Below are 13,168 nucleotides of genomic sequence, written 5' to 3'. Positions count from 1 at the left end.
GCGCGAGCGCGAGAGCGCAGTGTTCACGCGGGGGCGCATGTTGTGCGGCGTGGAACCGTGCGCTCTCGCACGGGACGTGCGCTCTCGCGGCGGGGCTGGGGGGAGCTCGTTGCCCCTCCACAGAACGGGCGACGGCGTGGTGTCCACATAGCTACTGCCCGGCCGTCCGTCGTGGGCGTCTCGGGCGCACGGTGGGTTCATGGACTTTCCGTTGCCCCATCCCGGACCGTGGCTCTCATCCCAGCTCGTCGAGAGGTTCGGCACGAACCGGGCGCCTGAGCGGCTTGTGGCGGCGGGAGTCCTCATTCGAATTGCCCGGGGGGTGTACTACCGTGCGGACGCGTGGGCGGGGCTGCCGGCCGACGAACGGCATCTGGCTCTCCTCGTAGCGCATCACGAGTTCCACGCGCGGCTCCGCGAGGTAGTGTTCGCCTACAGCCACCTCAGCGCGGCGCGGCTGCTCGGACTCAACCTCTGGGAGCCCGACGGCTTCATACACCTTATCCGGCCCCGCTCGCTTCGGCTGTCTGGACATCGCGAAGAAATTCTGGTTCATGCCGATCGGTTTGAGGCCGCGGATCTGTGCGAGATTCGTGGGCTGCCCGTGACGGGCCTTGAACGCACGGTCGTTGACAGCGCCCGCTATCTGCGACGCGGCCAGGCCCAGGTCGTGGTGGATCACGGGCTTCGGCTAGGGCGTGTCTGATAAATGTCGCAGCCACGCGATCGTCGCGTTGAGAACAACGGCGGCGCGGTAGACGATTGCGAGCTTGTCGTAGCGGGTGGCGAGCCCTCGCCATTGCTTGAGGTGGCAGAAGCGGCGTTCGACGACGTTGCGGTTGCGGTAGTCGGCGGCGTCGAAGGCCGGCGGCCTGCCGCCTCGTGAGCCGCGGCGTTTGCGGTGGCCCTTCTGGTCATCGGGCTCGGGGATGACGGCCTTGATGTCCCGGGTGCGCAGGTGGGTACGGATCGCGCGCGAGGAGTAGGCCTTGTCCCCGCGCAGCGCATCCGGAACGGTCCGGGGTCGGCCGCGCCCGATGCGCGCCACTTTCAAGGCCTCCAGGAGCGGCAGGAGCATCGGGGAGTCGGCGGCCTGCCCCGGGGTGCAGGCGGTCACCAGGGGCAGGCCGTGCCCGTCGACGAGCTGGTGGATCTTGGTCGTCAGGCCGCCGCGGGAGCGCCCGACCGAATGGTCAGGCGGCTCCGCGGCCGGATTCATGTAGTTCGACGAAGCCCCCTGTCGTGCGGGCGATGTTGGTCGCGTGCTGGTGGGCGCGGGCGATCGTGGAGTCCACGGACAGGCTCCAGTCGATCTTCCCGGCCGCGTCCGCGGCCGCCGTCAGACGGGACAGGACCCGGTCCCAGGTCCCGTCCCCGGCCAGGCGCCGGTGCCAGGTCCACACCGTCTGCCACGGACCGAACACCTCCGGCAGGTCACGCCAGGCGATCCCGCACCGGTACCGGTACACGATCCCCTCGACCATCGACCGGGCATCGGCGAACGGCCGCCCCTTCCGACCGGTCGGGCGGGGCAGCAGATCCTCGATCAGCGACCACTGGGCATCGGAGAGCAACTGGAACCGAGACACGCCCCCAACGATTGCAGAGCGAACGCCCCGAATTTGTCAGACACGCCCTAGGGGCCGACCCCGCCAGACTGAGCGAGCTGCTCGCTGAGGCCGCGGGCAAGCGTGGCGTGCAGACGGCGCGGGCGGCCCTGGAACTCGGCTCGGCGCTGAGCGAGTCGGCCGGGGAGAGCCTGCTGCTATACCTGCTCGCCGGCATGCCGTTTCCCATGCCGCAGCAGCAGCTCGTCGTCACGACCCGGTATGGGAAGTATCGCGTGGACTTCGGTTGGGAGAACATCCGCCGAGGGCTCGAGTTCGATGGCAAGAAGAAGTACTTCCTCTACGAGCCCACCGACGAGGCCATCTTCAAGGAGCGGCAGCGTGAGAAGGCGATGATGGAGGACGGATGGCAGTTCTTGCGCGTCGAATGGCGTGACCTGTTCCGTGAGGCCGAGCTCCGCGCGCGGATCGGGCGGTTCCTGTCCCTCTGACCCCGCACCTTTGGCGCGAGAGTGCACGTTTGGTGCGACACAGCACCCCTTACACCTGCGAAACGTGCCGTGTCGCGCCAAACGTTCGCTCTCGAACCGGACGTGCGCCCCGGTAAACTAGGCTGCCGTGCCAGAATCCGTTTCGCGTCGCTCCAGCCCCACCGGGGCACAGCCGAGCGTGGGTGCGGGACGCGGGGCTCAGTCGCCGGCGAGCGTGGGCGCGGGACGCGGGGCTCAGTCGCCGGCGAGCGTGGGCGCGGGACGCGGGGCTCAGGCGCAGGCGGGCGCAGGCGCGGGACGCGGGGGCAAGTCGCAGACCGGCGTCAGCGCGGGCAGCACATCTGCGATGCTCTCCCGCCTCGCCGAGCTCGAACTCCTGACGAAGGGCCCGGCCTGGGCGCTGACCCGCTCCGCACCCTGGGTCATCGCGGCGCTGCAGACGGCCTTCACGCGTAACCGCCCGCACGTCGAGCTCGAGGCGTTCCACGACGAGCTCGACCAGTTCCTCGCCGAACTCCGCGCCCGCGACACGTCCCTCGGCGCCGCGCCGACCGCTGGCACCCTCACCGGCCGGCTCGTCGCCGACGACTGGACGCGCCGCCGGTTCCTGGCCCGCCGGGCGCAGGGAGGCCGGATCGTCTACGAGCTCACCGAGGCGGCGGCCCGTGTGCTCGCGTTCCTCGACTCGCTCTCGTCGGACCGCTCGACGCTCACGGGCTCGCGCCTCGGGACGCTCCTCACCGACGTCGAGAAGCTCGCGCAGGAGACCAACCCGGACACAAGCGCGCGCGTCGAGGCCCTCGAGTCCGAGATCGGCGAGCGGCGCGAGATGATCCGCGGCCTCGAGTCCGGCGAGCTGGGGGCGGCACTCGAGTCCGAGAACGCCGTCGAGGCCGCCGAGAACATCCTCGACCTCGCGGCCGGCCTCCCCGCGGACTTCAAGCGCATGCGCGACCGCATCGAGGAGTCCGTGGGCCAGCTCCGCAACCAGATCATCGAGGAGTCGCTCAGCAAGGGCGCCACGATGGCGCAGGTCCTCGAGGCGGACCGCCGGCTGCGCGAGTCGAGCGAGGGCCGCACCTTCCGATCATTTACGGCGTTCCTCGAGAACCCCGAGCAACAGCTCCGCTTCCGCTCGGCCATCGCCGAGGTCCTCTCGCGCGAGTTCGCGGACCGCCTCGACGCCGAGGAGCGGCAGACGCTCCGGCACCTCGTGGCCGAGCTGCGCGAGCAGCACACCGAGATTCAGGGCATCTACGGGAAGCTCTCGGAGAGCCTCAACACGTACGTCCAGAGCGACGACTTCCGCCAGTCCGTGCGGCTGCGCGACGCGATCCGCCGCGCCGAGCAGGCCGTGCGCCGGCTCCCGTACCAGCGCGACCAGGCCGGGTTCGCGCCCGCGCCCGAGCTCTTCGGCGCCGAGTTCGATTCGCTCGCGATGGTCAAGCTCTTCGACCCCGACGAATTCGTCGCACCCCCGCGCCTCGCCGAGCCGATCGCGTTCGGCGAGGCGGACCGCGTCCGCTCGGCGCGCACGGGCAAGGCGAACGCTGCGGCGCTGAGGCAAGCCTTCGACGTCGCCCTCGCCGCCGGCGGCGGTCGGGCCACCGCCGGCGGGGTGTGGCGCGAGCTGCCGCCCGAGGAGCGTCACATCAACACGATCCGGGCGCTGCTCGGCGAGCTCCTGCAGCGCGGCGCCGGGTTCGCTGGCGGCCCAGGCCACGACGGCTGGGAAGCGCTCGACTTCGAGCAAGTGGACGGCTCGAGCCGCCGGGCCTACGTCCCCGCGGCAAACATTCAGGCAGCCGACAGTCAGGCCGCGAACAGTCGGGCAGCCGACAGTCGGGCGGTAAGCAGTCAGGCAGCCGACAGTCAGGCGGCAAACATTCAGGCCGCGAACAGTCAGGCCGCCGACATTCAGGAAGGGGAACAGCATGAGCGAGCCCGGTGAGGCCGCGAACGGCACCGAACGCGAGGCGCTCCGCCGCCCAGCGAACGCCGCCGCACTGTACGACGGTGACACGGGTGTTCTCGCGCTGCGCGTCCGCCAGGCGCTCGTGCGCCTGCTCAAGGGCCCCTACCTCGACGGCGGCCGCGACGAGCGCGTGTGGACCACGCTCCTCGACAGCCAGGACGTGCTGCGCTCGCGCCTCTCGGAGCTGTTCCTGACGCTGCGGATCGACCACGAACGCAAGATCGCGGTGGTCCGCCCCGTGGACCCCGAGCTGCTCGGCACGGCCTCCCGCTCGACGATCCTCCGCCAGCAGCGCGCCCTGAGCCGCGTCGAGACGATCCTGCTCCTGCGCCTCCGGCTCCTCCTCGACCGCCACTCGACGGCCCAGACCGAGCCCACCGTTACGCTCGAGGAGCTCTCCGACGTCGTGGCCCACTACCAGCCCGCCGATCAGCACGACGCCCTGCGCGACGCCGACACCGTGGGCCGCGCCGTCCAGAAGCTCCAGGCCCGCAAGCTGCTCCTGCCTACGGCTCTCGATGACGTGTTCCTCATCTCCAGCGCTCTCCCGCTCGCGCTGCCGTTCGAGAACATCGGCGACATCTCGCGGCACCTCGAGGCGGTGGCCGAGTCCGGCGGAACGGACGACGGCGGCGGGCAGCCCGCGCTGGACGTCGCCAGCGAACCCGCGCTTGAGCCTGCTCGGAGCCAAGAGATTCCCGAGGGCGACGAGGAAGGTGCCGAGGACTACGAGGGTGCCGTGGAGGTGCCAGCATGAGCTTCCCTAGGTCAACCTCAGGCGGCGATTTGCATGGCGCCTCCGTGCAGTTCGGGGTTGTAGGCGGTGTTGTCTTGCCAGCAGCGCCAGATCACGCGGACCCAGGCGCGGGCGAGGATGCGCACGGCGTGGGGGTGCCGTTTGCCCCTGCTGATGGCGTCGTTGTAGACCTTCGCTGCCCACGGGCTGACGTGGCGGGAGTCGTCGGCGAAGTCGATGAGTGCATTGCGGAGCTTCTTGTCTGCGGCCCATCGAAAGCCGACGGCGTGGTACTTCCCGGATGCGCGGGTCACGGGCGCGACACCGGCCAGCGCGGCGAGGGATTCCTCGTCGGGGAAGCGGGCGCGGACGTCTCCGATCTCGGCGAGCAGCGCTGCTGCGCGCACGCCGTGGCCGGCCTTGGGCAGGCTGGTGAAGATGTGTGCGTCGGCGTGGGTGTGGAGGCGTTCGATGATCTCGGCCTCGAGCTCGCGTTCTTGGTTGCGGACGGTCTCGACGGCCTTGAGCAGGGCCAGGACGCACGCGGCGTGGCCGTCGGCTTCGTCGGCGGACAGGCCCGCGGGCGGGGCTTCGGACACTCGGGCGAAGAGCTCTTCGAGGGGTTTGCGGCCGCAGTAGGCGATGCGTCGCAGGAACGCGGCAAACCTTGCCTGGGTCAGCCGGGCGGCGGCGTGTTGGGTCGGGTAGCGGCGCAGGAACGCGATCGTCACGTCGCTGTCCAGGCGGGCGAACAGCCCGATCGCGCCGGGGAAGCAGCGCTCCAGCTCGGCGCGGAGCTGGTTGACCAGTCCGACGCGGGCCTCGACCAGCTGCTTGCGGGTGCGGGACAGGGAACGCAGTACCTGGGTGGCGTCACCGTCCTGGGTCAGCGGGGTGAGCCGGTGGCCGTCGGTGCGGAGCACGTCGGCCAAGAGGTAGGCATCCCCGGCGTCGGACTTGGCTCCCGATCCGCTGTAGCGGGTGCGCAGGCCCTTGACCTGACGCGGGGTGATCACGAAGACCCGCAGGCAAGCGTCGAGCAGTGCTTCGACCAGCGGGCCGTCACAGCGCTCGATCGCAACGCCCTCGACGCCGAGCTTGGTCAGTCGTGTGACCAGGCCGTTGAACGTCTTGCGGGTGTTGGGGATCTCGAAGCGGATCCTGATCGCGCCGCGATCGTCGACCACGCAGATCGCGTGGGTCTTGCTGGCCCAGTCGATGCCAGCGAAGAGCTGGCCCTGATGTGTGGACACGTCTCTGGTCCTTCCGGTGATGATGGAACTGGCACCGTCGGTGTCGAGAAGCCGGCCCGGATGCTCATTGCGTGGCGGTCCAACCCGCATATCCCTAGCGCCGGTGGTGGCTTCCCGGCCCGGCGGCTGCCGCAGATCTCATGCTGGTCCTCGACGAACGAGCGAGCGGGGCGGTCAGCCACCGGCCGGCGATTCAACAGGAAGCCTCATCCCGCGCATACCTACCTGGCTACTACTGAAGGAATGGTGCACCAATGAGCATCGCAACTATGCTCCCGCTCGGCGACGAGCCCAATCCGGGGCAGTTCCGGCTGTGCCAGGTGCAGATCGTCAACTGGGGCACGTTCCACGGCGCGCACACCATGCACGTGGACCGCGCGGGCACGCTGCTCACGGGCAACTCGGGCGTGGGCAAGTCCACACTGTTCGACGCGATCGCCCGCGTGTTCGACGCGCGCCCCCGCTCCAACGAGGCCGCCGCGGCCCGGACCGGCCAGTCCGAGGACCGCCGCACGACGTTCACGTACATGCGCGGCAAGGTCGGCGACGTCGCGGTCGGCGAGACCCAGGCCAGCGCGTTCCAGCGCCCCGGCGCGACGTGGAGCGCGATCGCCCTCACGTATGACAACGCCGCCGGCGCGCGGCACACCCTCACGGCCCTCTTCGACCTCCCGAAGAACGGCACGGAGTCGAGCCTGGGCCGCTTCTACCTCATCGACTCCACCCCGCTCGACGTCCACGCGCTCGAAGGCATCGCGGACCGCCGCTTCACGCGCGGCGCCCTCGAGGGGATCTTCCCCGGGGCGCAGGTCTTCGACGTCCACAAGAACTTCGCCGAGCGCTTCCGCCGACTCCTCGGCATTTCCTCGGACCAGGCGCTCCCGCTCCTGCGCGTCATCCAGGCCGGCAAGGGCCTCAGCGGGAGCGTCAACAGCTTCTTCCGCGACCAGGTCCTCGATCCGCCCGAGACGCTTGCGGCCGCCGATCAGGTGGTCGAGGAGTTCAGCAACCTCATGTCCATCCGGCAGCGGCTCGAGGACGTCCGCGACCAGCGCGACCAGCTCGCGCCGGTCCCCGGCCTCAACCAGCAGTACGCTCAGGCCCTCCTCGCCGCCAACCGCCTGCGCGACCTCTCCGGCGGGGCGTTCGAGCGCGTCCGCCAGCAGTTCGCCGTCTCAGTGCAGGAGCGGATCGCGGCGCGCTCGGCCCAGGCGGCACATTCCAAGGCGGCCGAGCTCGCGGCAGAACGCAAGGCCCGCGACGCGCTCGCGAAGCAGCTCCGCGCGCTCGAGGCCGAGTACAACACCGCGGGCGGCAACCAGATCAGCGCGCTCGAACAGCACGCCGAGAACGCCCGAGTGGGCCTGCGGCTGAGGCGCGAGGTCGAGGCGGCTGCGCGGCGGGGAATGGACGACGCCGGGCTGCAGCTCCCGTGGACGGCGGAGGGTTGGGCGGCGGCGCACCAGGAGGCGGCCGCGGCGACCGAGCTGCTCGAGGGCGATTCGGCCGCGCACCGAGAGGCCCGTTTCGAGGCCTTCGACGCGCATGCGTCAGCCAAGCGGGACCTCGCGGAAGCCCGCCGCGAACTCGAGTCGATGGCCGCGCGCAAGAGCCTCCTGCCGCCGTCGTCCGTCGAGAACCGGACCGCGATCGCCGCGGCGACGGGCGTGGCCGAGGAGGCCATGCCGTTCGCGGGCGAGCTCATGGACCTCGCCGACGGCGAGGAACGCTGGCGGCCCGCCGCGGAGCGCGCGCTGCGCTCGCTCGCAACGACGCTGCTCGTGCCCGGTGAGCACTTCGCCGCCGTGACGCGCTACCTTGACGGGCACGCGATCCGCGGGGCCCTGCGCGCCGTCGACCTCTCGATGCCCGTGCACGGGGCCGCCGCGGCCCTCGACGACGTCCGCGGCGACGACCTCCTCACGAAGCTCGACATCGTCGAGAACGCCGCAGACGGCGCCGGTACGTACGTGCGCGAGCGCATCGCCGTGGACTTCGCGTACCCGTGCGTCGAGGACCCGGAGGAGCTCGCTGGGCTTGACCGCGGCCTGAGCCTGGGCGGGGTCGTGAAGCGCCACCGCGGGACGCTCGAGAAGGACGACCGCTTCGCGTCCCGCCAGGACTGGGTGCTCGGCTTCGACAACGCCGCGAAGATCGAGGACCTCACGGCGCGCATCGCCGAGCTCGAGTCCGCTCTCGCCCGAGCCGCGGAGGCCGCCCAAGCGAGCGAGGACTCGCACCAGGGCATGGCCCGCCGGCTCGACGCGCTGCGCCGGGTCGCCTCGGACGCGCGGGCGTGGGAGGAGGTCTCGGCCGTCGTCGCCGAGGACGAGCTCCGCCGCGCCGAGCAGCGCCTTGAGGACGCGCGTGCCGCGCAGGCCGACCTCGAGCCGCTCCGCGCGAAGGTCGAGGCGGCCCGCGCCGAACACCAGACCTCGACCGAGGCCGCGGCCGTTCTGCAGAGCGAGCACCGGCAGCTCGATGCCGCGGCCAACGCCGCCGCGCGCCTCCTCGACGGTGCCCGGGCGCAGCTCGCCGACGCGCCGCCGTCGGACGAGGACGCCGCCGCGCTTGCGCAGTATTTCGACGGCGCCTCTGCGCTCGCCGACCTCCATGGGCTTGACGTCCTCGCGGCGGACGCCCGCGCTCGCCTCCTTGAGGAGCTGCACGCGGCGGAGGCGCGTGGCCAGGCGTCCGGCGAGCGGCTCACACGCATCTTCGAGGCCTTCGAGCGGGTTTGGGGTCCCGGGGTCTCCGCGGACCACGGCACGAGCGTGGCCGCCGCGGGCGCGTTCGAGGACCGCTATCACGGGATCGTCTCCGAGGGCCTGCCCGCGCAGGAGGCCGAGTTCCGGCGCTTCTTCCAGCAGCGCACGCACGAATCGTTCAGCACGCTCCTCCACCTGCTCGACGAGGAGCGCCGGGCCATCTCGGCGCGGATCCTCCCGCTCAACGGGATCCTCGGCGAAGTCGGCTTCCACGAGGGCAGCTACCTCGAGCTCGACATCAAGCAGACGGTTCCTGCGTCCGCGCGCCAGTTCAAGGAGGCGATCGTCTCGGCGCTCAAGGCGCGGCACGGCGTCGTGGACGCGAAGGACGACGGCGGGGCGGCGCCGTCGGCGTCTGCATCATCCTCGCCGGCGTCTGCGTCATCCGCGACTGCGTCGTCTGCCGACGACGTGCTCGCCGCCCGCTACAAGACGCTCGAGACGCTCGTGAAGCGCCTCGGCTCGACGACCCCCGAGGACCGGCGCTGGCGCGCGGACGTCCTCGACGTGAGGACGCACGTTTTCATCTCGTGCAAGGAGCACCGCGTAGCGGCCGCGCCAGAAAGCAGTCCCGATGGTGCGCCGCGCGACGAGGCCTTCGTCCACTCCGACACCGGGAGCATGTCCGGCGGCGAGCGGCAGCGCTTCACCGCGTTCATCATGGCCGCTGCGCTCAGCTACCAGCTCGGGATCGCCGAGCAGGGCTTCACGACCTACGGCACGGTCATGATGGACGAGGCGTTCGTGCTCGCGTCCGAAGAGTTCGCCGGGGCCGGGATCTCGGCGCTGCACGAGTTCGGCTTCCAGCTCCTCCTCGCGGCGCCGGAGAACGTGATCGACCTCTCGCGGCACCTCGGCTCGGTCACGGAGATCCTCCGCGACAAGCGCACCAACCGCTCGGGCCTGCTCGAGGCGCCGGCGGTGGGAACCGGCGGCCGGGGGCCCGTCTCGCAGGCCAATCCGGTGGACATTGTGCTGCGGGCGCGGGTCTAGGTGTACCCGGCCATCAGGATGGTTGCAGTCGGCTGATCGGTGGCTTGCCCCCGAGTGCGCTGTGGCTTCTGACAGTGTTGTAGTGCTCGATCCATGGTGCAAGTGCTGATTGGCGTTCGGTGTTGCTGGTGAAGGGGCGCCGGTAGGCCCATTCGGTGGTCAGGGTGCGGTTGAGGCGCTCGACTTTGCCGTTCTGCCAGGGGCAGTGGGGCTTGATGAACTTCTGCCTGGCTCCCAGTGCGGCGCAGACGGCCTTGAGGTCGTTGGAGTGGCGGTAGGCGAAGGCGTTGTCTGTCATGAGGCGTTCGATGCGGGTGATGCCCCTGGCCGCGAAGTAGGCTGCGGCGCGCTCGAGGAACCCGGCGCAGGTGGTGCCCTTCTCGTCGGGGAGGATCTCGGAGTAGGCCAGCCTGGAGTGGTCGTCGACCAGCGAGTGCACGTAGTCGTAGCCGGTCCCTGCCCCGCGGCTGCGGTTTCCCTCGGCACGCCCCAGAGCCCTCCACCCGCCGCCGTCGGGGATCCGGCCCAGCTTCTTGACGTCCATGTGGACCAGCTCGCCGGGCCTCTGGCGCTCGTAGCGGACGGCGGTGGACTTCGAGGAGCGGAGGGGATCGCCGGTCATCGGGTCGCACTCGCGCAGGTAGGGCACCCCGTGCCGGCGCAGGATCCGGGACACGGTCCGGGCGGGGACACCGACCTTCGGGCCGAGGACGTCGGGGCCCTCGCGGCGCTCGGCGCGTGCCGCGAGCACCCGCTGCTCGACCTCTGGCGCGGTCCGCGTGGGCATCGAGCGGGGCCGCGATGACCGGGTCTCCAGCCCGGCCTCGCCCTCGGCCTCGTACCGCAGGATCCAGGTCCTGACGCATTTGCGGGAGATCCCCATCGCCGCGGCGATATGGGCCTGCTTCCAGCCGGAGCGGTGGCGCTCGATGATCAACCTACGGCCATGGACGGTCAGCCGGGCATTACGGTGGGACATGAGAACCTCCGGGTTGGAGTGGGCCTTAGACAAGCCACATCCCACTCGGAGGTTCTCCCACGTTCAACCAGACTCGCCGCTACCAACGTCCTGGCCGAGTACATCTAGGGGCGGGGCCCCCGCCCGGAGTGGGGGCGGGGCTCCCCGCCCGGAGTAGGCAAGCTCACACCGGAGCCGGCTTGGAGGCCTCGCGTGGCCCGGGCTATCGTTTAAGCGCAAGGCGCCACTTGTTAGCTGAGGCTCCTTCGCGGATACAGGCCAGCGACCCGGAACGTCGAGAGACGCCAAGGGTCAGGACAGATCGCTCCGGATTAAGGGGCGGTTCCGATTGGCTCCCTGCCTCGCAGGGTCACGACGCGAAGTGCCGAAGGTCTTACGAGGAGAGGTCTGCTGGGGTCCGCCGGGCCCTGCTTCTCGCGCCGGAGCCGAATCGCCCGAGGTTTCCGCCATGCTGTTCATCACTGCCTTCGTCCCTGCGCTCGTCGCGGGCCGCCGCCGCGTCGTGGTCCTCGCCGCGCCCGCGGTGCTGCTCGCCGTCGTCGCTGCCGTCGCCGCGCTCGTGGCGCGCGACCTCCAGACGCTGCACCTCATCGACGCGCGCGCCGCGCACCCCACGTTCGGTGCCGACGCCCGCCGCGTCTCGGACTTCGTGGCGCGCGCCGTCGTGGCCGTCGCGGGGGAGGCCGCACTCGCCGCGCTCATCGCGCTGGCGGGCGCCGTCGTCGTCCTCGGGACGGCGGGTGCGGCGGTCGGTGCGCTCGTCGCGACGGCCCTCGTGGGGGTCGCAGCGGTGGCGGTCGCGGTCGTGGTCCGCTCGCGAAGTAGTTGCGATTTTCGCGCGCGTTCGGCGCGCGTCCAGCTAAAGTGGAGTTTTCCCAGCTAACGTAGCCCCGCGCGCTGTGTTGCGCGGCGCGCGGCCGTCCTGACCGCCGACCCAAGGGAGCCGCATGCGGCCTTCGCCCGAAGCCCGAGAGGCCAGCAGCCAGACCACCGGCAACGCGCCGTGGCACAACCTATACGGGCAGCTCGTAGCCCGCGATCGTCGCAGGAAGTTCCGGCGGCGCCGGTTCGTCGCGCTCTCGATCGTGCTCGTCGGCGCCCTGGTGCTGGGCGGCGGGATCTTCGCGCTCACCACGTACTGGGGCCTCGAGAACGGGATCAAGCGTTCTCAGGCGCTCGACGGCGGCGCTGGCCTCGACCAGGACGTCAACATCCTGCTCATGGGGCTCGACAGCCGCCTCGATGAGAACGGCAACGCCCTGAGCCAGGAGGAGTACGACGCGCTCCACTCCGGCAGCTCGGACGACGGCGGGTACAACAGCAACGTGCTCATGCTCCTGCACGTCCCGAAGGACGGGAGCACCGCGACCATCATCTCCATCCCGCGCGACGACTACGTGGACCTCGCGGGCGCGCCCGACGGCGTCAAGCAGGGCAAGGTCAAGCAGGCCTACGGCTACGCGATGGACGAGGCCATGAAGAAGCTCAAGGCCGATCCGCAGGGCAAGAGCGATCCCGAGATCTACCAGGCGGCGCGCGACGCGGGCCGCAAGTCGGAGATCCAGACGGTCCAGAACTTCCTCAACGTCAAGGTGGACCACTTCGTCGAGGTCACGATGTCCGCGTTCCTCTCGGTCGCGAAGGCCGTCGCGCCGATCACGGTGTGCCTCCAGGAGGCCACAAAGGATTCCTACTCGGGCGCCGACTTCAAGGCCGGGCAGCAGCAGCTCAACGCGCAGCAGGCCGTCGCGTTCGTGCGCCAGCGCCGCGATACGTCCGGCACGGGCGTCTCGCTCACCGACCTCGACCGCGCCCGCAGGCAGCAGGCGTTCATCTCCTCCCTCGCGACGCAGCTCAAACAGAAGGGCACCTTCACCGACATCGGCAAGGTCCAGGGCATCATCGGCGCCCTCAAGGGCAAGATGGCCGTCGACCAGTCGCTCAACCTCATCGACTTCGGGCTCAAGGCGAAGCAGCTCACGGAGAACAAGACGAAGTTCGTGACGCTGCCCATCGTGGACTTCGGCTGGTCGGACACGGGCGAGTCGGTCAACATCGTGGACAAGAAGGCCATTCAGGCGCAGGTCGCCGAGCTCCTCTCGCCCCAGCCCTCCACGAGTGCCGCGCCGGCGCCCGCCCAGAGCCAGGCGCCAGCGCAGCAGACTCCCGCCAAGTCGACCCCCGCGAAGGGCGCGGGCCAGGCCCCCGCCCAAGGCTCGGGCCAGGCCCCCGCGCAGACCCAGCCCTCGCCGTCGTCCACTGGCTCGTACGACGCCGGGGACTGGTCGTCGTCGCTCTTCGGCGGCGGGATTCCCTGCGTCAAGTAAGTCGCGTGGTCCCCGTCCCGTGGGTTGTGGGGTCCCATCTCGTGGGGAAGAGCCGAGTTAACCCTCGCGTCGCCGGGG

10 protein-coding genes and 1 riboswitch are annotated in these 13,168 nt (G+C 70.6%); of the genes, 6 read left to right on the top strand and 4 right to left on the bottom strand.

The features are described from left to right. Nucleotides 1-235: 235 nt before the first annotated feature. Complete coding sequence (locus tag ACOKR1_RS18990; protein ID WP_422934444.1) at nt 236-682, bottom strand: hypothetical protein; 447 nt, start codon at nt 680-682, stop codon at nt 236-238. Nucleotides 683-691: 9 nt separating this feature from the next. Further along, nucleotides 692-1,589 (bottom strand): IS5 family transposase gene (locus ACOKR1_RS18985; RefSeq protein ID WP_422934230.1). Its coding sequence is split into 2 segments (ribosomal slippage): nt 692-1,237 and nt 1,239-1,589, totalling 897 coding nucleotides; the frame shifts between segments, so codons are not numbered across the junction. Nucleotides 1,590-1,696: 107 nt separating this feature from the next. On the opposite strand from ACOKR1_RS18985, the gene ACOKR1_RS18980 reads away from it, so the two are divergent. The 3 genes from ACOKR1_RS18980 to ACOKR1_RS18970 all read left to right on the top strand — a co-directional run bounded on the left by ACOKR1_RS18980 (nt 1,697) and on the right by ACOKR1_RS18970 (nt 4,791). Further along, nucleotides 1,697-2,059 (top strand): hypothetical protein, encoded by a 363-nt coding sequence (locus ACOKR1_RS18980; protein ID WP_422934443.1) that lies wholly within the window; start codon nt 1,697-1,699, stop codon nt 2,057-2,059. Between the two features lie 346 nt (nt 2,060-2,405). Beyond that, nucleotides 2,406-4,010, top strand: a complete 1,605-nt coding sequence (locus tag ACOKR1_RS18975; RefSeq protein WP_422936689.1) for a DUF3375 family protein — start codon at nt 2,406-2,408, stop codon at nt 4,008-4,010. Next, complete coding sequence (locus ACOKR1_RS18970; protein ID WP_422934442.1) at nt 3,994-4,791, top strand: DUF4194 domain-containing protein; 798 nt, start codon at nt 3,994-3,996, stop codon at nt 4,789-4,791. Before ACOKR1_RS18975 ends, ACOKR1_RS18970 begins: the two co-directional genes overlap by 17 nt. Nucleotides 4,792-4,808: 17 nt before the next feature. On the opposite strand, the gene ACOKR1_RS18965 is transcribed toward ACOKR1_RS18970, so the two are convergent. Further along, a complete protein-coding gene (locus ACOKR1_RS18965; protein WP_422934441.1) occupies nt 4,809-6,023 on the bottom strand; it encodes an IS110 family transposase in 1,215 nt (404 codons plus the stop codon). A 254-nt stretch (nt 6,024-6,277) separates the two neighbouring features. On the opposite strand from ACOKR1_RS18965, the gene ACOKR1_RS18960 reads away from it, so the two are divergent. Then, nucleotides 6,278-9,784 carry an ATP-binding protein gene (locus ACOKR1_RS18960; protein WP_422934440.1) on the top strand — a complete coding sequence of 1,169 codons (3,507 nt, stop codon included), beginning with the start codon at nt 6,278-6,280 and terminating at the stop codon, nt 9,782-9,784. Nucleotides 9,785-9,797: 13 nt separating this feature from the next. Here the strand turns inward: ACOKR1_RS18960 and ACOKR1_RS18955 are convergent, their stop codons facing one another. Next, complete coding sequence (locus ACOKR1_RS18955; RefSeq protein WP_422934439.1) at nt 9,798-10,763, bottom strand: IS481 family transposase; 966 nt, start codon at nt 10,761-10,763, stop codon at nt 9,798-9,800. Nucleotides 10,764-10,982: 219 nt separating this feature from the next. Then, nucleotides 10,983-11,153: riboswitch (M-box (ykoK) riboswitch) on the top strand. Between the two features lie 58 nt (nt 11,154-11,211). Between ACOKR1_RS18955 and ACOKR1_RS18950 the strand changes: the two genes are divergently transcribed. Then, nucleotides 11,212-11,646 carry a hypothetical protein gene (locus ACOKR1_RS18950; protein ID WP_422934438.1) on the top strand — a complete coding sequence of 145 codons (435 nt, stop codon included), beginning with the start codon at nt 11,212-11,214 and terminating at the stop codon, nt 11,644-11,646. A 64-nt stretch (nt 11,647-11,710) separates the two neighbouring features. Continuing rightward, the gene (locus ACOKR1_RS18945; RefSeq protein WP_422934437.1) at nt 11,711-13,090 is read left to right on the top strand and encodes an LCP family protein; all 1,380 of its coding nucleotides are present in this window, start codon (nt 11,711-11,713) and stop codon (nt 13,088-13,090) included. Nucleotides 13,091-13,168 lie beyond the last annotated feature (78 nt).

This window comes from Sinomonas sp. P47F7 (assembly GCF_049332655.1).
Classification (GTDB): Bacteria; Actinomycetota; Actinomycetes; order Actinomycetales; family Micrococcaceae; genus Sinomonas.
Note: the sequence above shows the minus strand (reverse complement) of the source record. Positions and strands in the feature narration are given on the sequence as shown.

Excerpts from the sequence above, each read along its gene's own strand:
- ACOKR1_RS18975 (WP_422936689.1), top strand. The coding sequence starts at position 2,406 with ATGCTCTCCCGCCTCGCCGAGCTCGAACTCCTGACGAAGGGCCCGGCC.
- ACOKR1_RS18970 (WP_422934442.1), top strand. The coding sequence starts at position 3,994 with ATGAGCGAGCCCGGTGAGGCCGCGAACGGCACCGAACGCGAGGCGCTC.
- ACOKR1_RS18960 (WP_422934440.1), top strand. The coding sequence starts at position 6,278 with ATGAGCATCGCAACTATGCTCCCGCTCGGCGACGAGCCCAATCCGGGG.
- ACOKR1_RS18955 (WP_422934439.1), bottom strand. The coding sequence starts at position 10,763 with ATGTCCCACCGTAATGCCCGGCTGACCGTCCATGGCCGTAGGTTGATC.
- ACOKR1_RS18950 (WP_422934438.1), top strand. The coding sequence starts at position 11,212 with ATGCTGTTCATCACTGCCTTCGTCCCTGCGCTCGTCGCGGGCCGCCGC.
- ACOKR1_RS18945 (WP_422934437.1), top strand. The coding sequence starts at position 11,711 with ATGCGGCCTTCGCCCGAAGCCCGAGAGGCCAGCAGCCAGACCACCGGC.